This is a genomic window from Chryseobacterium formosum (assembly GCF_026460885.1).
Lineage (GTDB): Bacteria > Bacteroidota > Bacteroidia > Flavobacteriales > Weeksellaceae > Chryseobacterium > Chryseobacterium formosus.
In genome coordinates, this window is sequence record NZ_JAOVZW010000004.1 from 218,663 (window position 1) to 240,401 (window position 21,739).

The 21,739-nt window shown below is 33.5% G+C and carries 18 protein-coding genes; 5 read left to right on the top strand and 13 right to left on the bottom strand.

Annotation, left to right across the window (positions count from 1 at the left end):
* Positions 1-3 precede the first annotated feature (3 nt).
* Entirely contained in the window at positions 4-1,032 is a 1,029-nt protein-coding gene (locus tag OF897_RS05435) for a hypothetical protein (protein WP_267264673.1), read from the bottom strand.
* A gap of 170 nt (positions 1,033-1,202) precedes the next feature.
* On the opposite strand from OF897_RS05435, the gene OF897_RS05440 reads away from it, so the two are divergent.
* Positions 1,203-2,000 carry a class I SAM-dependent methyltransferase gene (locus tag OF897_RS05440; protein WP_267264674.1) on the top strand — a complete coding sequence of 266 codons (798 nt, stop codon included), beginning with the start codon at positions 1,203-1,205 and terminating at the stop codon, positions 1,998-2,000.
* A 36-nt stretch (positions 2,001-2,036) separates the two neighbouring features.
* Here the strand turns inward: OF897_RS05440 and OF897_RS05445 are convergent, their stop codons facing one another.
* From OF897_RS05445 to OF897_RS05455, 3 genes are all read right to left on the bottom strand, one after another.
* Positions 2,037-2,279 carry a YtxH domain-containing protein gene (locus OF897_RS05445; protein ID WP_267264675.1) on the bottom strand — a complete coding sequence of 81 codons (243 nt, stop codon included), beginning with the start codon at positions 2,277-2,279 and terminating at the stop codon, positions 2,037-2,039.
* A 99-nt stretch (positions 2,280-2,378) separates the two neighbouring features.
* Positions 2,379-3,221, bottom strand: a complete 843-nt coding sequence (locus OF897_RS05450; RefSeq protein ID WP_267264676.1) for an isoaspartyl peptidase/L-asparaginase — start codon at positions 3,219-3,221, stop codon at positions 2,379-2,381.
* Positions 3,222-3,283: 62 nt separating this feature from the next.
* A complete protein-coding gene (locus tag OF897_RS05455; RefSeq protein WP_079464718.1) occupies positions 3,284-4,168 on the bottom strand; it encodes a cyanophycinase in 885 nt (294 codons plus the stop codon).
* 287 nt (positions 4,169-4,455) lie between these two features.
* Between OF897_RS05455 and cphA the strand changes: the two genes are divergently transcribed.
* On the top strand, positions 4,456-7,083 hold the full coding sequence (cphA, locus tag OF897_RS05460; RefSeq protein ID WP_267264677.1) for a cyanophycin synthetase: 2,628 nt from the start codon (positions 4,456-4,458) through the stop codon (positions 7,081-7,083).
* A 74-nt stretch (positions 7,084-7,157) separates the two neighbouring features.
* On the opposite strand, the gene OF897_RS05465 is transcribed toward cphA, so the two are convergent.
* The 9 genes from OF897_RS05465 to OF897_RS05505 all read right to left on the bottom strand — a co-directional run bounded on the left by OF897_RS05465 (position 7,158) and on the right by OF897_RS05505 (position 16,865).
* A complete protein-coding gene (locus OF897_RS05465) occupies positions 7,158-7,658 on the bottom strand; it encodes a hypothetical protein (RefSeq protein ID WP_267264678.1) in 501 nt (166 codons plus the stop codon).
* Between the two features lie 13 nt (positions 7,659-7,671).
* Positions 7,672-8,853 (bottom strand): hypothetical protein, encoded by a 1,182-nt coding sequence (locus OF897_RS05470; protein ID WP_267264679.1) that lies wholly within the window; start codon positions 8,851-8,853, stop codon positions 7,672-7,674.
* A 73-nt stretch (positions 8,854-8,926) separates the two neighbouring features.
* A complete protein-coding gene (locus tag OF897_RS05475) occupies positions 8,927-9,760 on the bottom strand; it encodes a type 1 glutamine amidotransferase (protein WP_267264680.1) in 834 nt (277 codons plus the stop codon).
* A gap of 32 nt (positions 9,761-9,792) precedes the next feature.
* Positions 9,793-10,911: a carboxylate-amine ligase gene (locus OF897_RS05480; RefSeq protein WP_267264681.1), complete on the bottom strand. Its 1,119-nt coding sequence runs from the start codon at positions 10,909-10,911 to the stop codon at positions 9,793-9,795.
* 25 nt (positions 10,912-10,936) lie between these two features.
* Positions 10,937-11,890 (bottom strand): ATP-grasp domain-containing protein, encoded by a 954-nt coding sequence (locus tag OF897_RS05485; protein WP_267264682.1) that lies wholly within the window; start codon positions 11,888-11,890, stop codon positions 10,937-10,939.
* A 48-nt stretch (positions 11,891-11,938) separates the two neighbouring features.
* On the bottom strand, positions 11,939-12,649 hold the full coding sequence (locus OF897_RS05490) for an alpha/beta hydrolase-fold protein (protein ID WP_267264683.1): 711 nt from the start codon (positions 12,647-12,649) through the stop codon (positions 11,939-11,941).
* 314 nt (positions 12,650-12,963) lie between these two features.
* Entirely contained in the window at positions 12,964-14,175 is a 1,212-nt protein-coding gene (locus OF897_RS05495) for an ATP-grasp domain-containing protein (RefSeq protein ID WP_267264684.1), read from the bottom strand.
* A 140-nt stretch (positions 14,176-14,315) separates the two neighbouring features.
* Positions 14,316-15,731 (bottom strand): M17 family metallopeptidase, encoded by a 1,416-nt coding sequence (locus OF897_RS05500; protein ID WP_267264685.1) that lies wholly within the window; start codon positions 15,729-15,731, stop codon positions 14,316-14,318.
* 12 nt (positions 15,732-15,743) lie between these two features.
* Complete coding sequence (locus OF897_RS05505) at positions 15,744-16,865, bottom strand: alpha/beta hydrolase (RefSeq protein ID WP_267264686.1); 1,122 nt, start codon at positions 16,863-16,865, stop codon at positions 15,744-15,746.
* Between the two features lie 175 nt (positions 16,866-17,040).
* On the opposite strand from OF897_RS05505, the gene glgB reads away from it, so the two are divergent.
* The 3 genes from glgB to OF897_RS05520 are packed head-to-tail and all read left to right on the top strand — an operon-like array spanning position 17,041 to position 21,719.
* Positions 17,041-18,990, top strand: a complete 1,950-nt coding sequence (gene glgB, locus OF897_RS05510; protein ID WP_267264754.1) for a 1,4-alpha-glucan branching protein GlgB — start codon at positions 17,041-17,043, stop codon at positions 18,988-18,990.
* Entirely contained in the window at positions 18,987-20,393 is a 1,407-nt protein-coding gene (locus tag OF897_RS05515) for a glycogen synthase (protein ID WP_267264687.1), read from the top strand. Before glgB ends, OF897_RS05515 begins: the two co-directional genes overlap by 4 nt.
* Before the next feature lie 57 nt (positions 20,394-20,450).
* Positions 20,451-21,719, top strand: a complete 1,269-nt coding sequence (locus OF897_RS05520; RefSeq protein ID WP_267264688.1) for a glucose-1-phosphate adenylyltransferase — start codon at positions 20,451-20,453, stop codon at positions 21,717-21,719.
* Positions 21,720-21,739: the final 20 nt, after the last annotated feature.

A 21,739-nucleotide genomic window follows, 5' to 3' on the forward strand; every position in this document is an offset into this window, starting at 1 on the left:
TTTCTATTTATTTGGAATTAATGTTGAGCCTTTTTTTCTGGAACCGCCTAATACACTTCTGTTACTATTATTATCAGGATTTGTCACCAGTAAAATGATAATCACAATCACAAAATCCAATAGAATACAACCTGCCAAAACTACAAATTGATACATTCCGAAGTTTTTTATAGCATGCTCGAAAGCGTAACCGATTTTTCCTACATCCTGAGTTTTAGAAGTAAGAATTTCAAATTTGAATTTATCTTCGCCCAAAACATTTGTTGCCCTGCTTCCAATTTTATTATAATCGGTTAAAGCATTGTCAATAAGGGTTTGTGCTAAATCATCTTTGTCTTTTTTACTTAAAGCCAGAAATTCCTGCGTTCTTTTGTTCCATTTCAAAACAGAACTATTGATGTCAGATTTTAGATTTCTTTCATCCGGAGATAAATCCATCACCATATTATCGATTTGATTTCCCATTCTTTGTGCCAAATCATCGTAATCATTACCTACAGGTGTCAGTAAATCAACTTTTTGACCTGTCATTTTTTCAATATCTCTGATTAAAGATTGAGCTCTCGAACCAATTCCCTGGTTTGCAGGATCAATAATTTGAGCCATCAACTGCTTTTTCTTTATTTCTATATTTCTGGCAGTTTCTTTTGGATATTTATAACTTAATTTTGATTCTATGCTGGTTTCCAAATTATTAAAATCTTCATTTAAAGTTCTCAATTCATTGCTGTAAATGTCTGTTCGCATAAACCGTGTGTACAAAGCATTAAAGTTGGCGATGAAACAAAATGACGCAATAAAAATGTAAATACCGACTAAACTTCCCGTTGATTTACCTTCCAACTTTGCAGCACGCAACATCCAGCAAAGGAAAAGCAGAAGAAGTGAAAGAACCAATGCGATCACAAAAGATGCATTACCAAAAATCTGTTCGAGACCAAGCCAAGTCTGGTAAAAACTTACGCTGATTAATAAAATAGCGAGCACACCCAAAAAAAGGTCAGATGCTCCTAAAGAAGAATTTTTACTCATGTTTGATATTTAAATGTTATTAATTTTCCTGTAAAACAAAACTTTAGTACAACAAAAGCATTGTTTTTTCTATTGCAAACCTACATTGCTAAAACATTTTTTCATTACGGTTTCCCGTAAACCAATTTATATTTTCAAAAAAAATTATATTTACATCAAACAAAAACTCAATGGAAAACTATTTAGAAATCAACAAAAAATCCTGGAATGCCAAAGTAGAACCGCATTTGAAGTCAAATTTTTATTTTGTTGATGAATTTTTGAAAGGCAGAACCTCATTAAATTCAATAGAGCTTGAACTTTTAGGAGATGTGAAAGACAAAACAATTTTGCATTTGCAGTGTCATTTTGGTCAGGATTCTATCTCGCTTTCTAGAATGGGAGCGAAAGTTACCGGAATTGATTTATCGGATAAAGCGATTGAAGAAGCAAGAAGTTTAGCTGTAAAATGTAATATTGATACAGAATTTGTCTGTTCTGATGTTTATGATCTGCCAAATAATTTAGACCAAAAATTTGACATCGTTTTTACGAGTTATGGAACAGTTGGTTGGCTTCCTGATCTTGAAAAATGGGCAGGAGTGATTGATCGTTTTTTAAAACCGGGCGGTAAATTTATTATGGCAGAATTTCATCCTGTAGTTTGGATGTTTGATGATGATTTTAAAGATATTTCTTACAATTATTTTAACGAAAAACCAATTGCGGAAACGTATGAAGGAACTTACGCTGATTTTTCAGCGGAAATTGTTCAGGAATATGTAATGTGGAATCATTCTTTGTCTGAAGTCATGCAAAATCTTATCAGTAAAAACTTGGTTATTGAACAATTTCAAGAGTTTGATTGGTCACCTTATCCGTGTTTTAAACACATCGAAGAATTCGAAAAAGGAAAATGGAGGACTGAAAAATTCGGAAACAAAATACCAATGGTTTATGCCATTTCTGCACAAAAAAAGTCATCGTAATGATGACTTTTCTGTATATGAATGTTGAATGAATTTTTAAATATTTGAAGCCGTATCTTCAACTTTAGCTTTAGCTTCATCGAATTTACTTTGAGCTTGCGAAGCAACATCATTTGCTTTATCTTTCAAATCATTTCCCCATTTGTTCAAATTATCTTTTGCAGAATTGATTTTATCTTTTACCGCTTGTTGCTGTTCTGGAGTAGATTTTTTGTACTTCCAATATGCTAAAGCACCAATTCCTAATAAAGCTAAAATTCCGTTTGTCTTATTTCCCATGATTTCTGATTTTAAATGTTTATAATATTAAATTTGTTATAAACAATGATGTAAAATCTATGCCAAAAAATATTTCGGAATAATAAATATTTGTTAAAATTAATTAAAGATTTCAAAATCATTTCCGTCAAAACTCGCAAAAACCATCGTTGGATAAGAATCTTGATGATAAATATTTGCATTTTTATCAATGGCAATTGCACCTGCAAAACCATCTATTTCTTTTAATTCTGCAAAAGTTTTGTCAAAAGCTTCTTTTAAAGTCATTCCATCAGTTACTCTGGTAACAATTTTCGCAGAAGTGGCATTACTTACAATGTCTTCGCCTACTCCGGTACAGCTAACTGCACAAAATTCATTGGAATAATTTCCTGCAACTGTAGCAGAATCAGAAATTCTTCCCGGAATTTCAAAACCTTTTCCTCCGGTAGAAGTTGCAACGGCTAACTTTCCATTTTTATCTAAAGCAACGCAACCAACAGTTCCTTTTCCGCCGTTTTCAAGCTTAGCTTTGTATTCTTTTCTTCTTTGAGGAATTTCAGTTGAGAAATTCTCAAAACCATGTTCAGTAGCATAATTTTTAGCTCCGTTTCCGCCTAAAACACGGTCATCTTCTTTCATCAATTCTTTAGCAACAAAAATCGGGTTTTTTACATCCTGAATATTGATTACACCACTCATTTTCTGAGTTTCACCATCCATCAAAGCTGCGCTCATTCTTATAATTCCATCACTTTGAATTTGTGAACCGATTCCTGCATTAAATAATTCATCATCTTCCAAAAGCGAAACGGCATAAGCAACAGTATCAACTGCCGAATTTGTTTCTAAATATTGATAAGCTTTTTCAGCAATCGTTTTTAAAGAATTTTGCTTGGCAATTTTTACTTCGTGACTTTGGTCACTTTCAGAGAAAAAACCACCGTGGATTATAATTTTCATGTTGATTATTTGATTTTTAAATATATAAAAAAAGTGAAGAAATTCTTCACTTTAATTTATTTTTATGTTTGAGGTATCGGATTAAACTGTGAATTTTCTATCGTCAGTTTTCTTGTCGTTAAGTCATAATGATCATTCATAGACATGACGTGAACAGTAAGATTATCAATAGAAATTGGTTCGCCTAAATTGATATTCGTAAGATTAGTGTCTTTAATGAATCTTCCGTCAACAATAATCACCAATCCTGATCCAACTGCTGTCATTGTATCATTATGAATGAAAAGTCCGGTATCTTCACCCAAACCAATTCCCAAAGTTCTGGGATTGTTTACGACAGCCTGAAAAAGTCTTCCGATTCTTCCTCTTTGTACAAAATGGGTATCTACAATTACATTATCGATTAAACCTAAACCTTGTGTAGTTTTAATTTCGCCTTTTAGCAAAGCTTCAGAACTGCTTCCCTGATAAATCATATTTTCAGAGGCAGCAGCTGCTCCTGCAGAAGTTCCGGAATAGATAAAATCCTGCTCCTGATATTTCAGCAAAATAGCGTCGTGAAATCTTGTTCCTCCAAGAATAGAAGTCAATCTCAATTGATCTCCACCCGTAAACATCACAACATCCGCAGCGTTTGCTCTGGCAACAATAGCATCAGAATTAGCTTCTTCACGATTGTGAATGTCTAATATATTGACGTTTTTAGCTCCTAAAAATTCAAAAGCTTTTTTATATTCAGCACCCACAATTTGGGGGATTTGCGAAGCCGTAGTGATGACTTCGATTATCGAGTTTTCTTTGTTTTTAGATTCAGTAATGATTTTCCTTAAGATTCCTCTCTCAAAAAAGTTAAGATTTTTTTCAACATTCTGATCGTAATCGGTCTCAGAAAAGCTGCCTTTATTCACAGCTCCACCGATAATAATTAATTTTCCAACAGGTTTCATAGCCTGCAAATTTAAAAAATAATAAATTGTTAAGGAAATTTAAACTCAGTTTTAACGTATTTAGTTTGATTTATAATTGTTTACGAAAATTGCTTTTTTTTAATAAATCTTTAATAACCCTATGGTTTTTTTTAAGGTTTTACATTATCTTTGATTTAGAAAGATGTTTTTATTAATTATAACAAGGTATAACTAAACTGTGATTCTTAGATTTTTTAATAATTAAATAATAGTTGTTAAAATTTATGATTTCACTCAACAAAATGAAAAAAAATAAGTAGCTGCATATGAAAATTGAGAAGATACAGGCTTTACGTGGTCCTAATATTTGGAGTATAAGAAGAAAGAAGTTGATACAAATGCGTTTGGATCTCGAAGAATTAGAGAATTTTCCTACCAATAAAATTGAAGGCTTTCGAGAACGAATAGAGCTTCTTATTCCTTCATTGATCTCGCACCGTTGTTCTGAAGGAACGAGAGGCGGTTTTTTTCATAGAATAGAAACGGGAACCTGGATGGGACATGTAATTGAACACATTGCCTTAGAAATCCAGACTTTAGCAGGAATGGAAACTGGTTTCGGAAGAACTCGTGAAACAAAATCTCCAGGAGTTTACAATGTAGTATTTGATTATATTGAAGAAAATGCAGGGATTTATGCAGCTGAACAGGCGGTTGAAATTGCTTTAGCTTTAATTGAAAATAAAGAATACGACATTAATGCTTGTATTCAGAAATTAAAAGAAATCAGAGAGCGTGTAAGATTAGGACCTTCTACAGGAAGCATCGTTGAAGAAGCAGTTTCAAGAAAAATTCCTTGGATTAGATTGGGTACTAATTCTTTGGTACAGCTAGGTTACGGAGTGAATCAACAGAGATTTCAGGCCACAATTACTGGAAATACAAGTTCAATTGCTGTTGATATTGCTTGTAATAAAGAATTAACGAAAAGAATGCTTCATGATGCTGCAATCCCTGTTCCGATGGGAGATTTGATTGTAGATGAAGAAGATCTGCAAAGAGTTATCAAAAAAATTGGTTATCCAATTGTCATCAAACCTTTAGATGGAAATCACGGTAAGGGTTCTTCAATCAACGTTAACGATTGGGTTTCTTCAGTGACGGGTTTAGAACACGCTCAAAAATATTCTAAAAAAGTAATTGTTGAAAAATACATTACAGGTTACGATTTCAGAGTTTTGGTAATCAATAATAAAATGGTTGCTGCGGCGAGAAGAGTTCCTGCTCATGTTGTGGGTGATGGAGAATCTAATCTTGAGAAACTGATTGAAAAAGAAAATAAAGATCCAAGAAGAGGTTACGGTCACGAAAATGTTTTAACTGAAATTGCTATTGATAAAGATACAACAGAGTTGCTTGAAAAACTTCAATATACTTTAGAAACTGTTCCTCAAAAAGGAGAAGTTGTTTATCTAAAATCTACTGCAAATCTTTCTACAGGTGGAACTTCTATTGATGTTACCGACATGGTGCATCCTGAAAATATCACAATGGCAGAAAGAATTTCAAAAATCATCGGATTGGATGTTTGCGGAATTGATATTATGGCGGAAAATCTTACTCAGCCATTAAAAGAAAGCGGAGGAGCGATTATTGAAGTAAATGCAGCGCCTGGTTTTAGAATGCATTTGGCTCCAAGTGAAGGTCTTCCGAGAAACGTTGCAGCTCCGGTTGTTGATATGTTATATCCACAAGGAAAACCGTTTACAATTCCAATTATTGCAGTTACAGGTACCAACGGAAAAACGACAACGACAAGATTAATTTCACATATCGTAAAAAGTAATGGCTATAGAGTAGGATTTACTACTTCAGATGGAATTTATATTCAGAATACGATGTTGACGAAAGGTGATACAACTGGTCCAATTTCGGCTGAATTTATTCTGAAAGATCCAACTGTAGAGTTTGCTGTTCTGGAAACAGCAAGAGGCGGAATTCTTCGTTCAGGTTTAGGTTTCGGACAGTGTGATATTGGAGTTTTAACCAATATTAAAGAAGATCATTTAGGCTTAAATGATATTCACAATCTGAAAGATTTAACCAAAGTAAAAAGAGTAGTACTCGACAGCGTAAAGAAAAACGGATGGAGCGTTCTGAATGCTGAAGACGAATATTCAATGAGAGTTATCAACGATTTACCGAGTAATGTTGCGATTTTCAGTTTGGATGAAAATAATGAATACATCAAGAAATTCGCTAAAGAAGGTCGTACAACCTGCGTTTATGAAGAAGGTTACGTTACGATTAAAAAAGGCGACTGGAAAATCAGAATCGGAAAAGTAAAAGACTTTCCTATTACAATGGAAGGAAAAGCGAGATTTATGATTGATAACGTTCTGGCTGCAAGTTTAGCGTGTTATCTTTATGGTTTCGGGATTGAAGATATTTCAAATTCACTTCGTACATTTATTCCAAGTGCGCAATTAACTCCGGGAAGACTGAATGTTTTTAAATTTAAAAATTTTAAAGTTTTAATTGATTTTGCTCACAATCCGGCAGGTTATGAAGCGATTGAAGATTATCTTAAAAATGTAGAATCTACCAAAAAAATCGGGATTATTTCTGGTGTTGGAGACCGTCGTGATGAAGATATCAGACTGTGCGGAAAAATTGCAGGAAGAATGTTTGACCATATCATCATCAGAAATGAAAAACATCTTCGCGGAAGAACAGAAGAAGAAATCAATGGATTGATTATCGATGGAATGCAGGCTTCAGGAAAAGATGTAAGTTATGAGACTATTCCTAAAGAAATTGATGCTTTAAAACACGCAATGGGAATGGCAGAAGAAGGAACTTTTATCACCGCTTTAAGTGATGTGATTTCTAATGCTATTGAACTTGTTCAGGAATATCAGGCGAGAGAATTGCTTGAGGAGGATAGGATTTAAGATAATATTTATATAATGCAAAAACCTCAGTATTTCTGAGGTTTTATTTTTATAAAAATAAATTAAGATTAAATTTATCCACTTGCCCCTTTAAAAAACCAAGTGTTATTTTCTTTTCTAACCATAAAAATAAACATGTCATCCCAAATGAAATTCTCATTATTTTCATCTTTTAGTTTATTGCCAAAGAAAAAATAATCAGTTTCAGTTGGAACATAATATCCTGGAAGCTTAACTCTACTTTTTTCTATAAGTTCTTGAGGTGTATAAATTTCAATTATGTAATTGTCTATATAATCTTTGTAAGTTTTAGATTTATTACGAATTGCAGAATTAAATGATTCACAGAGTTTATCTTTAAATTTTTTCTTTTCTACAATACCATCTCCATCAAGAATAATTACAGAATTAGAAATAAGATCATAGTTTTTACAACCTTTTTGAAAGTAAGCTTTAACAAAATCAAGCGAAAATTGTTTTGCCTGAGTTTTCAACGAAACTTCATTTTCTTGAGAAAAGATTAAAGAATTTAAACTTAATATCAATAAAAAAGAAAGTCTAATTTTTCTATTCATTTCTAATATATTTTTATTCTCCAAAAAACGCATGCGAACTTCCAATCCAAATTGCATTTTTTTTATTAAAATCTACATTTACCATTGCTGCTTTGGTCATTCTTGAAAGATTTTGAAGCAAAACAGGTCTTTCTTCATTTTCTTTCCAAATATAAAGCAAACGAATTTCCGCTCTTGAAAATTCTCCGTTGATATCTTCAAAAATTGGTTCGTAATTCACTTTTCTCTGCAAAATATAGTTTTCTTTGTCCAAAATATCATCCGTAATTTCTTTTGTCGGATTTAAATTTACTCCACTTCCTGCGAAAGAAAATAAAGGTTTTAATACGAAATTTTCTAAGCTTTCATTTTCCGGAAATTCATTAAGGAAATAACTTTTCGGAACAAATTCATGTTTCAATAAAGGCAAAAGATATTTGGATATTTTGAAAAACCAATTTGGATGAGTAACCCATTCTACATCGACTTCTTCACGGAAATTAAATTCAGTTTTCAAGTCTGGAATTTTATCAAGCTCATCAAAAATTACACGGTTATAAATCCTTTTGATTTCGGTTAAATTTCCATTATTTTCGTAGAATAGCTTCTTTCCTTCTTTTTTGATTTTTGTCAGACAAACCGTTTTTATACCTAAAAGCTTTTCAGTTAAAGCAAAATCAATTGCTGTTTTTTGTTTTTCGGGATAAATTTCAAGCAGAATTACATTTTCAGGATTTTCATTTCCAACAATTAATTCATACAAGTGTTTTTGATAATCCTCTTTTGAAATATTATTTTTAAGCTCATTTAAAAAAGGATAAACTTCACAAAAAGTTTCTTCATAAATATTCTGAAAAGCATACAAAGAAGGGAATGCCTGTAATTCGATGAGTTGAGGTTCAATTTTACCATTTGGGCTTCTGCAGACACCAAAATCTATTGTGAAAAAGTGAGGCTGTTTTGTATCATTGGGAACTTTACAGTTTTCAGGGATTGATTTCTCTAAAGTTCCTTCAGGTAAATTTTGGATCTGATCAATGATACTTTCACTTGCGGAAATTAATTTCTCTTTGAATTCCTGAGTTAAAAAGATCGGACTTTCAGAAAGTCTAAATCCCGGCTCTAAACCACTTTTTTCAATCAGCAAAGATTTCATCTGATTGTATTTTTCCTGAGAAAATTCTTCGTTAAATTGTTTTCTGTATTTTTGAATCATGTTTTTTTTCTTTTGTGATTTAAAAAATCGAGCAATAATGCTCGATTTTAATTATTTTTTATTTGAGTTATTTTTAAGCTGTTGCTTTATTGGCTTTCAAAATATTTTTCTTCGCATCACTTAAAAAGCGGGGTAAAATCTGAGATTGTGTAAGAACAATTTTATCTTCATCATTGATCCTGTCTACGGTTTCCAGATATTTTTCCATTCCGTAGTTTTCAATCATGGCTTCTTTATTTTTCTCGTCTTTCAGGTTTTCAATCATTCCGTCAGGATTTGCTTCCGGATGAAACTGAGTTCCGAAAATTTCGTCAGAAAAACGAATTGCCATAATGGCTCTTTCTAGATTGATATTTGGACGAAATTTTTCAATCGCCACCATTTTCATTCCCAATTCTTCAAAACGCTCCAAATTAGGTTCAATAAACTGATACGCTCTTGAATCTACCGCATAGAAAGGATCGGGTAAGTTTTTAAATAAAAACTCAACTTCACCTTCTTCTGTTTTATGAATCGGTTGCACTCCAAAAGAATAAGATTTTCTTTTACAGATATTTCCCAAATCCCAATGGATACTCGCCAATTGGAAAGAATGACAAATTAAAAAAAGATATTTCTTAGCTTCATTTTGTTTGTTGTGTTCATAAACAGCATCCAAAAAATCAGCAAATTTCTGTTCCCATTCAAAACCTTCACGGTGTGGATTTCCCGGTCCTCCAGAAGAAATGAATATATCAAAATCTTCAATATTCGGAATCTCGTTTTTAAATCTTATATCAAAACTTGTAATCGTAATATTTTCTTCTGACTGCTTTTTGAACGTTTCAGAGATTTCTTTAATATTTTTAAAACCTTGATTCGTCTGATTGTTATTCATATCCAGCAAAGCAATTCTTACATCTTTCATAACCTCATAATTTCTGCAAAGTTATGAAAATATTATATAGCAGCTTCGCCGTGAGTAATACCAAATTCGGTTTCAGAGATCATGTAATCAACTACTTTCTTCAAGTCGCCGGTTTCTTTATATACCGCTAATTGTCGATCTGCACCGGTTCCGTTTTCTAAAATTTTCCAGGCATATTCCACTTCTTTTCTGCATCCTAATTCATCTACTACATCGTCAATAAACTCTAAAAGTTCTTTCAAAAGATCCGCATAAGGAACAGATTCTTCTTTCCCAAAATCAATTAAATGAGAATGGATCCCGTCTCTTGAGGCGCGCCATTTATTTTCATTCAGCAATAATCTTCTGTAGCTTCTGAAACTTAAATTCTGCTGATGCAGTTTGTAAATTTTAGCCACTAAACTTTGCATAATTGCAGCAAGACAAACCGTTTCTTCGATTCTCAAAGGCATGTCGCAAATTCTGAATTCAATGGTAGGGTAGAATGGGTGAACACGAAGATCCCACCAAATCTTTTTAGCATTATCTATTGTTCCGGTTTTCACTAAAAGATCTACATAACTGTCAAATTCTGCCAAAGAATTGAAGTAGCTCGGAATTCCTGTTCTTGGAAATTTAACGAAAATCTCTTGTCTGTAAGATCTAAATCCGGTATTTCTACCAATCCAAAACGGAGAATTTACGGAAAGTGCATAAACATGTGGAAGAAAATATCGCATCACATTTTGAATTCTTACACCTTCTTCACGATTTGGGATTCCGATATGAACGTGCAAACCGAAAATGAGGTTTCCACGGGCAACATCACCCATATCATCTACGATTTTATTGTAACGTTCTCCGTTCGTGATCGTATTGTGTTCCCAGTTTGAAAAAGGGTGAGTTCCGCCACCGGAAACACGAAGTCCCTGTTCGTGAGCTGTGTTGATTAAATGACGTCTCAGATTGGTTAGTTCAGCCTGAGCTTCCTGAATGTTTTGGCAAATTCCGGTTTCCATTTCAATCATAGATTCGTGCATTTCGTGCTTTAAATTTTCACTTAAAACAGCTTTTCCACCTTCAATGATTTTTGAAACATGAGAAATCAAATCGCGGCTTTCAACATCGATAATCTGATACTCTTCTTCGATTCCTATAGTAAATTGATGCATTTTTTTATCTGTGTTTTTGTTTTTTCTATTTAACTGAATCTTTTACGAAAGTTCCCCAAGCAATATTTGGTTTTCCGGGAACATATTCTTTCGCTTTTTCAATAGCTAATTTTGCTGAATGCTCCACAATCCAGGCGAAATTTTCTTCTCCTACAGAGTTTCTGTCTGCATCCGGAGCCGGATTACAGAAATCAATAGCATAAGGAATTCCGTCTTTTACTGCAAATTCCACTGTGTTGAAATCATAACCTAAAGCCTGATTCATTTTGATTGTATAATCGTGAATCGTTTTTAGCAATTTTTTTAGATCTTCACCTTCAGTTTGGTGAGTTGTTTCATATCTCAAATGAGGTGCATTTCTCGGTTCATAAGGCATAATATGAACGTATTTTTGCCCTAAACAATAAACTCTGTAATAATCCTGAAAAACAATTTCTTCCTGAACCATCATCACCAATTGTTCTGTTTCGCTCAATTTATCCCAAAGATCCTGTGGATTTTCAACTTTGTAAACGCTTTTCCAACCACCCCCATCATGAGGTTTCATATAAGCCGGAAATCCTACATATTCAAAAATATATTCCCAATCATGAGGAAATTTTAAATTTCTAAAAGATGTTTCAGACGTATCTGTAGGTCTTTCGTGTGAAGGAAGTAAGACTGTTTTAGGTAATGGAATACCCAATTTTGACATTAAAGCATTGTTGAAAAATTTTTCGTCTGCGCTCCACCAAAAAGGATTATTGATCACATAAGTTCCGTTCAATGCTGCATTTTTTAAATAAGCTCTGTAAAAAGGAACATCCTGAGAAATTCTGTCAATAATTACTGCATAACCATAATCTGCACCTTGCTCTAATTTATCTATATTTACCGGTTCAGCGATAATTTCTCCGCCTCCAAGTTCGTTAACTTTATCAATAAATGCCCACGGAAATGTATCTTCCATCCCGAATAAAATTCCTACTTTTTTTGCCATAATTTTGTTTTTAATGTTTAAATATTAAGATTTGAGTTGTTTTTAATTCTAAAAAAATGTTCCGATATAGGTTGGGAAAGTCATTCTCCAAAGTGGCCAATCGTGATTGATCCATTTTTTCTCGTCGTACCAGAAATCAATTCCTTTTGAGGCTAAAATTTCTGCCATTTCCACATTTTTGTCTTTACAAATGTCTTCATCGGAAGTGCTTAAAACAATATGCATATGTTTGTATTTCCAAGCCTCGTCATTTTTTACAAATTCTCTAGGGCAGTTAAAATAAACGAGTTCTCCATCATAACCATCCATGAAATTTCTAATGCTAAAAGCTCCAGAAAGACAGAATAAATGGGAAATCACATCAGGAAATCTGAACGCAAAATTCGCAGCATGATAACCTCCGAAACTTGCACCTGCAATCGCAACACGATGCGTTTGATGGATTTTTTGGATATAAGGAACAAATTCCTGAATCAGAAATTGTACATATTTTTCATAATTTCTTATGCGTTGTTGTGGAGAGATTTTTTCGTCATAAAAACTCCAAGCATCAATAGTTTGAATGTTGTATAATTTCACTTTTCCCTGCTCAACAAAATAATTGATGCTGCTGTTAAGATGAAAATCATGATTTTGAGTATATAAGCCCTGTGAAGTTGGAAACATGATAATAGGATAACCAAAATGTCCTGTAACTTCCACTTTCAGGCTTGTTCCTAAGATATGAGAATAATAGTCTGTGTGCTCTATATGTGGCATATTTTCTAATTTGAGTTTTTATTTGTGTTAATTATATGAACTTAAAAAATTCAATTCCACCGAGTTGATCATCTTTAAGTATGTCTAAAATAATTGTTCCGTATTTTGGATGTTCTAAAATAATATTATCCTTAAATTGCCATTTGATCCTTGTTTATTGGGATTTGTAGAATCAACAAATTTGTAATAAGCTTTGTTTTTCCATTCTCCAATTTCGAGTGTAGTTAAATTAATATTTAACTGAGATTCTTTTGGCAAGTTAATTTTGATGAAATTTATAATTTATTGAATATCAACATCTCTATTCATTGGAATTAAAAACTTGGCTTATCTTTTGGAGGAAGTACATTGAGCATTTCAGCATGAATTTTTTCTGCGGCAAAATCCAATCTTTCTTGAACAATTACAGAATCACTTGATTTGTAAACAATTCCTACGTGATAATCGATTGGGAGAAATTTTACAACTTCTGCGCATTCAAAATCTTTATAATCTGGAGCTAAATCTTTAATCAGCGCAACAATTAATCCTGAGTAATATCCGGTAGGTTTTGAGATTTCATAATGGTTACCTCTTAAAAGTGCGTCTTCGATTTTTGCCCATTCACGCCAAATATTGATGTTGCTTGAAGCTTCCACTAAATCTGGAATATGTGCACCTCCAACTCTTGAAGAAGTTTCCAAAAAGTACCATTTTCCGTCTTCTTTTCCACGGATAAATTCTGTATGAGTGGCACCGTTCATTAGACCAAAATTTGATAAAACTTTCGCATTGGCTTCTTCTAAGGCTTTAAATTCATCAGAATATCTGCCTAAAGTTTTGGTACGGAAAACACCACCTTCATGAGAGACCTGCATTGGTGGAGCTAAGTATTTTGAAGCAGATGTGAAAACAATTTCTTTATTAAAAGTCAAACTATCAACATGATAAACGTCTCCAGGTTTAAAACTTTCTAAAAGAAATAAATGTCTTTCTTCGCCTAAATTTTCAAGCGCTGCCCAAAGTTCTTCCTGAGTTTTTAATTTTTTGATTCCCGATGCAGAAGCTTCCGAACGTGGCTTTAAAACCCATGGCGGAGAAACTTTTTCGGTAAAATCTTTTACTTCCTGATCATTAAACACGGCGGTAAACTCAGGAACGTTAATTCCTGAATCTTTTGCTTTTTGACGCATTGCAAGTTTGTCTCTGAAATAACGGTGCGTCGTTTGTCCCATTCCCGGAATACGGAATGTTTCACGAATCAGTGCAGCTTTTTCAACATCATAATCATCCAAAGCGATTACGGCATCTACTTTTCGGGTTTTCATTAAGTGAGAAAATCCCTGAATAAGATGATCAAGATTCCATACCGAAGGTTTAATTTCCGGCATATAGAAAACTTCGTCGACAGCGTGCCATGGCCAGTTTTTTTCTTTTAAATTTTCCGATGTTACGAGGATGATTTTATTACCGAGCTTTTTCATCTCGTCCATAAAATCGTAACCTTTATAATAGCACGAAATACATACGATGGTTTTCTCCTTCATATAATGATTTTTAATTTTTATTAAATTATAAAAAATAAAAGCTTATGATTATTGATTATTTAATACTAAAAATAGATAATCGATGTGCTTTTGAAAATTACTAATCAAGTATAAGAAGAAAATCTCTAAAAAACTAATTTTTAATGATAATTTTCGATTAAATCGGCTAATAATTGTACACCAAATCCGGTTGCGGCTTTTTCTTTTGCATATCCCACATTTCCAAACGCAACTCCCGCAATATCAAGGTGTGCCCAATTTGGATGGTTTTCTATAAATTGTTCCAAAAATTTTGCAGCAATAATGCAATCTCCTAAAGGTTTCATTGAGATATTTTTAAAGTCGGCAACATCAGATTTAAAATCATCCAACCAAACATCCCACAATGGCAAATTCCATAGTCTCTGATTGGTTTTGTCACCAGTTTTAATTAATAAATTTTTAAGCTCTTCATTGTTAGAAAACATCGCTCCACAAGTATCTCCGAACATTCTCACAGAGCTTCCTGTAAGCGTTGCAAGATCAATTAAAATATCGGTTTTATAGTTTTTTGAAAGATAAGATAATCCGTCTGCAAGAGTCATCCTACCTTCTGCGTCGGTATTGAGAACTTCAATTGTTTTTCCGTTGTAAGCTGTGATTACGTCGCTTGGTAAATAGGCATTTTCAGAAATTGCATTGTCGGTAATCGGCAAAATCGCTGTAATGTTAACGGGAAGTTTCATTTGCGATGCGTAAATAAGTGCTCCAAGAACGGCAGTTGCGCCTCCCATATCAGATTTCATGTAGTGCATATTGTCTGCAGCTTTAATGGAAATTCCACCTGTATCAAACAAAACACATTTTCCGACAAGTCCGAATGTTTTTGCATTTTTTACTGAGGTTTTATACTCCAAAATGGTGAAAGCTGCATCGTAAGCACTACCTTGATTAACGGAAAGAAAAGCTCCCAAACCAAGCTCCTCACATTTTTTTCTGTTGAATACTGTATATTTTAACTGATTTTTTTTAGCTAAATTTTTCAAATAAGTATTTAGAGCTTCTGGTCTTTTTAAATTCGCTGGTTTATTAAGCCAATCCTGACAAGCAGTTTGTCCTTCGTAAATTGCATCAATTCTTTCTGAAAGTGCATCCAGTTTTTTCTGGCTTAAATTTCCAAAGTGAAGTTCGAAAGATTCATTCCACAAAGCATGAGTTTTGCTAAATGGATAATTGTAAGTCCCTAAGAAAAGACCTTTTGTGAATTCTTCAAACTGTTTTTCATTAATAAAATCAGCAATAAATAAAGTCGGAACTGTCTGAATATTTTTTTTCTGAGTCTGAGAAAATTTCACTCCGATTTGTTGAAATTCAAAATTCTGAAGCGTTTCTTTTCCTAAACCGATATAATAAGTAATAGTTTCTTCGCTGGTTTCAATGAAAACTTCATGTTTTTTTCCAGCGAATAACAGGCTAATATTTTTGTTGAATCCTTTTGCGTTTAAATTCCAAGATTCTTCTGTGAAAAGTCTGAAAATCTGAGAGTACTGTTTATTTTTTTTGTTGAATAGTTTCATTTTTTGTTTGTATTAATTTTTAATATTTTCCTGATGCGGCTTCACCTCAACAGGATTTTCGGTGTTATTGTAGAAAAGCCATTCAATTGCTCTCGGAAATTCTTGCGACCAATAAAATTCGCTGTGCGCTCCGTCGGGATTGATGCTTGTTTTAAATTCAAAATCAAAAAGGTTTTTCTTTTCCCAACGTTTCAGATAATTTTCAAAAACTTGAATTCTTTTGACCATTTTTGAACCTTCCTGTTCACCGCCATAAAGATAAATTTTAGTCTTAAAAGGAACTCTGAAACTCATCATCGGAAAATTGTTGTTGGGTTCAATCCAAAGTGAAGGAGAGAAAATTAATAATTTAGAGTATACTTCAGGATATAAAAATCCACTGTAGATGCTGATTAAAGCGCCTAAAGAACTTCCACCAATTCCGGTATTTTCTCTGTCTTTTTTGGTACGATAATGTTCATCGATGAAAGGTTTCAAAGTGTCTGTTACAAATCGGATGTATTTTTTTCCTTCCGAACCGTTTGCAACATTGTCATTATCAAAAATGTATTCTTTAATTCGATCTTCACTTCCGTGTTCTACAGCGATTACAATCATGTCGCCACGACCGTATTCTGCAAGAATTGAAAGTTTTTTGTCTATTTCCCAATTTCCGTAAGGACTACCTTCATTAAATAAATTTTGAGCATCCTGAAGATAAAGAACAGGATATTTTTCTTCTGAAATGTAATAATCGTGAGGTAAAAGTGCCCAAACTTTTCGGTAACGGTCAAGTTGTGGAATATAAAATTCTTCCGAAATTACTTCCACAATCGGAAAAAACTCTTTTTTAAAAGGTCCCCAATTAAACCTCCATTTTTCGACAAAATCAGAACTTGGAGTAGATGTTTTTTCAACTTTTCTGTTGGGAGTAATGCTTCCGAATTTGTCTAATTCTACATTTTCCCAGCCTCCTTTTGTGAATTTATATTCTACAATATCTGCAAGAATTTCGTCATCTATATTGATGTTGTAGGTGTTTTCATCAGACTGCTGAAGCTGAAAATTATAATCTTTCGGATTCCATTTGTTGAAATTTCCGGTGATGAAAATTGGTCTTGTGTCTTTTTCTGCCGTGTTGAGCGTAAATTTCATTGTGTGTTTTAAACGGTTTTAAAACTTATAAATTTATAAAAAATATATTTAAGAAATCATATTAAAATTGATTAAAAATAGCTTTTGCCAAAGGAAAAATTTATATATTTGATAGTCATCGTTATTTAATGAATAATATATACTTTACGATTGATTTAGAATAAAAACCTATATGATGAATTTTGTGAAGACCTACACACTTTTTACAGAACATGATGTGTATCTTTTTAAGGAAGGTAAACATTACAGACTCTACGAAAAGTTTGGTGCTCATTCGGTTGAGAAAGATGGAGTAAAAGGGGTTTATTTTTCGGTTTGGGCTCCGAATGCCAAAACAGTTTCTGTTATCGGGAACTTTAACAATTGGAATCATCGGGAACATATTCTGTTTCCAAGATGGGATCAATCGGGTATTTGGGAAGGCTTTATTCCTGCGCTTTCCTGGGGTACGCTTTATAAATATGCGATTGAAACTGTTCAAGGAAAAATCTTAGAAAAAAGTGATCCTTTTGCATTAAGTTGGGAGCAAAATCTTCAGGCGGCATCGATGGTTTCCACCAATTGGTATGAATGGGAAGATCATGAATGGCTTGAAAAACGTTGGCAAAAAAACAGTCTGGAATCTCCGATTTCTGTTTATGAAATTCATTTAGGTTCGTGGATGCGAAATTCAGATAATCCTGAAAAGTTTCTTAACTACAGAGATATTGCTTCAAAATTGGTTCCTTATTTAAAGGAAATGGGTTTCACACATGTGGAATTTATGCCCATTATGGAATTTCCGTATGATCCAAGTTGGGGTTATCAAATTACCGGCTTTTTTGCGGCAACTTCTCGTTTCGGTTCGCCCCAAGATTTAATGTTTTTGATTAATGAACTTCACAAAAATGATATTGGTGTAATTTTAGATTGGGTTCCTTCGCATTTTCCTGGTGATGCTAATGGATTGCACCGTTTCGACGGTTCTTATTTGTATGAACATGAAGATCCTCGAAAAGGTTTTCACCCCGACTGGAAATCATATATTTTCAATTATGGAAGAAATGAAGTTAAATCTTTCTTAATTTCAAATGCTGTATTCTGGCTTGACCGTTATCATGCAGATGGTTTACGTGTTGATGCAGTCACGTCGATGCTTCATTTAGATTATTCAAGAAATGAAGGGGAATGGGAACCGAATATTTATGGCGAAAATGTAAATCTTGAAGCGAAAGTTTTTCTTCAGGAATTTAATACAGCTGTTTATAAAGAATTTGGAGATAATGTCATGACAATTGCTGAGGAAAGTTCAGATTTTCCAATGTTGACAAAACCTGTTCATGATGGAGGTGTAGGTTTCGGAATGAAATGGATGATGGGTTGGATGCATGATACTTTATTTTATTTTAAAGAAGATCCGATTGCCAGAAAGCATCATCATCACAAGCTTACTTTTGCGTCGATGTATATGTATAACGAAAATTATATGATGCCCTTGTCTCATGACGAGGTTGTGCACGGAAAAGCAAGTCTGATTTATAAAATGAAAGGTGACGAATGGCAGAAATTTGCCAATCTCAGAGCTTTATACGTCTATATGTTTACGCATCCCGGAGCGAAATTACTGTTTATGGGAGATGAATTCGGACAAACCAATGAATGGAATTTTAAACAAAGTTTAGATTGGCATTTGCTGGAATATCCGGTTCATAAAGGTTTACAGAATTTGGTGAAAGATTTAAATCATTTGTATAAAAATGAAAGCTCTCTCTACGAAAATCAATTTAACCCCAATGGTTTTGAATGGGTTGAAGCTAATGATACCGATAATTCTGTCTATATTTATTTAAGAAAAGGAAAGAGAAGGGATGATGTTTTTATGGTTATTTTAAATCTTACTCCTCAGGTTTTGGATTATAAAGTTGGAGTGAATTCGGGAACGCATTGGGAAGTTGTTCTCAATTCCGATGACGAAAAATATAGCGGAAGCGGAGTGGAAGCCAATATTTTCCGAGAGGATCATGATGACTGGATGAATCGACCAAGATCAATCAGTTTAAATCTTCCTGCTCTTTCAGGAATTGTTTTAAGACAGAGAAAAGATAAAAAGTATAAATTAAATAGGATTAAACAACACAAAAAATGACAATATTTCACCTCAGTACAGAATGTTATCCCGTAGCAAAAGTTGGCGGATTGGCAGATGTAGTCGGTGCGCTGCCGAAATATCAGAACAAAATAAAAGACATTAACGCAAAAGTGGTGATGCCTTGGTACAATAAACATTTTGTATACGATTATGATTTTGAAGTGGTTTTTGACGGCTTTATTCACCAAGGTTCAAATATGCTTCAGGTCCAGGTTTTAAAGGAGACGACTGATGTTTTGGGATTCGAATTGTTTATGGTGAAAATTCCGGGATTACTTGATCGTGAAAATCCTTACGGATATCAGGATGAAAGTTTTCAGTTTTTGGCTTTTCAGCATGGAGTTTTACATTGGTTGTCTGCGATGAAAATTCGTCCAGATGTATTGCATTGTCATGATTATCACACCGGTTTGGTTCCGTTTATGGTGGAAAACTGTTATGAATTTGAATTTTTGAAAGGTGTAAAAACCATCGGAACGATTCATAACGGAGAATATCAAGGCATGATGAGTTGGGATATGGTGAGTTATATGCCCGCTTTCGATCATTACAAATGGGGATTGCTCGATTGGAACGGACTTATTAATCCTTTGGCTTGTATGATTAAATGTGCAGATGCATTTACAACGGTTTCCGAAGGTTATTTGGAAGAATTATTTGTGAGTTTCAGAGGTCTTGAAAGTTTGGTGAGAGAAGAATTTTCAAAAGCATACGGAATTATTAACGGCATTGATACCGATGTTTGGAATCCACAAACCGATCCGATGATTGATTTTAATTTTAATATTAAAAACGCTTTAAAAACTAAGAAGAAGAACAAGATTAAATTGTGTAAAGAATATGGCTTAAATCCAGAGCTTCCATTATTTGCTTTTATCGGAAGATTTGCGACGGAAAAAGGGGCTGATTTACTTCCGGATTTGATTTGGAGAAGTATTAAGCAAAGTTTTGGAGGTTTAAATATAATTGTTCTCGGCTCCGGAAATGCTTACATAGAACAACAATTGAAAGAAATGGATTCGGTTTACTCGAATTTTGCGACAGATATTGGATATAAAGAACATTTATCCCATAAAATCTACGCTTCGGCAGACTTCTTGTTAATGCCTTCAAGGGTTGAACCTTGTGGACTTAATCAAATGTATGCAATGCGATACGGAACGGTTCCGATTGTTAGTTATACAGGCGGATTGAGAGATACCGTAAAAGATATTACAACAGGAGGTTCTGGCTTGAATTTTACTTATCCGGGAGTTGATGACATCATTCACGCAATCAGTCGAGGTTTAAATGTGTATAAAGACAAAGCTAAAATGGATGAATTGGTTTTATCTAATATGAAATTTGATTTTGCATGGGAAAAATCAGCAGAAAAATACATAGCTTTATATAATCAGTAATTTTAATATTCTGTCAAAAACAAACAAACTATATAAATAATAAAAACGCAGATATTTATGAAACACAACGTCATTTCCATTGTTTTGGGAGGTGGAAGAGGGACAAGGCTTTTTCCGTTAACGTATTCAAGATCAAAACCGGCTGTTCCTATCGCAGGAAAATACAGATTGGTAGATATTCCTATTTCTAATTGTCTTAATTCAGGTTTAAATAAAATCTTGGTTTTAACGCAGTTTAATTCAGCCTCACTAAACTCACATATCAAAAATTCTTACCATTTTGATATTTTTAGTAAAGGTTTCGTAGATATTTTAGCTGCTGAACAGAATGTTGACAGCGACAGTTGGTTTCAGGGAACTGCAGATGCTGTTCGTCAGTCGATGAAGCATTTGGAGAAATACGACTACGAATATATTTTGATTCTTTCCGGAGATCAGCTATATCAAATGGATTTTAATGAAATGCTAGATTTTCATCTTGAAAAAGGTGGAGATGTAACGATTGCTACAATTCCTGTAAATTCTAAAGATGCGACAGGTTTTGGAATTTTAAAATCAGATGATGAAGGAAATATTACTTCTTTTGTTGAAAAACCCGGATTTGATGAACTTAACGGTCTTGAGTCTGAAGTTTCGGAAGAGAATAAAATGAAAGGAAAGGAGTATTTAGCCTCAATGGGAATTTATATTTTCTCTAAAAGTATTTTGAAAAAAATGTTTGATGAAGGAGCAGGAGACGATTTCGGGAAAGATATTATTCCAAATTCTATCGGAAAATATACCACTTTAAGTTATCAATACGAAGGGTATTGGACAGATATTGGAACCATTGAATCTTTCTACGAAGCAAACTTAGATCTTTGTCACGATTTTCCACAGTTTAATCTGTTTTCATCAGCACCAATTTTTACACGTGCAAGAATGCTTCCTCCATCAAAAGTGAACGGTTCTTATGTAAGTAAGGCGGTTTTTGGAGACGGATGTATCATCATGGCAGATAAAATCGAAAATTCAGTGATTGGAAACCGTACAAGAATTGATAAAGGAAGTACAATTGTCAATTCTTATATTATGGGAGCTGATTTTTACCAAAATACAACTGAAATTGTAAATAATGACAGAAAAGGTTTGCCAAATATGGGAATCGGAAAATACTGTTACATCGAAAGAGCAATTTTAGATAAAAACTGTTACATCGGTGACAACGTAAGAATCATCGGTGGAAAACATCTTCAAGATGGGGATTACGGAACTCATTCAGTTCAAGACGGAATTGTTGTTGTGAAAAAAGGTGCAGTTTTAAAACCGGGAACTCACATAGGATAAATTCTGAAAAAGATAAAAAC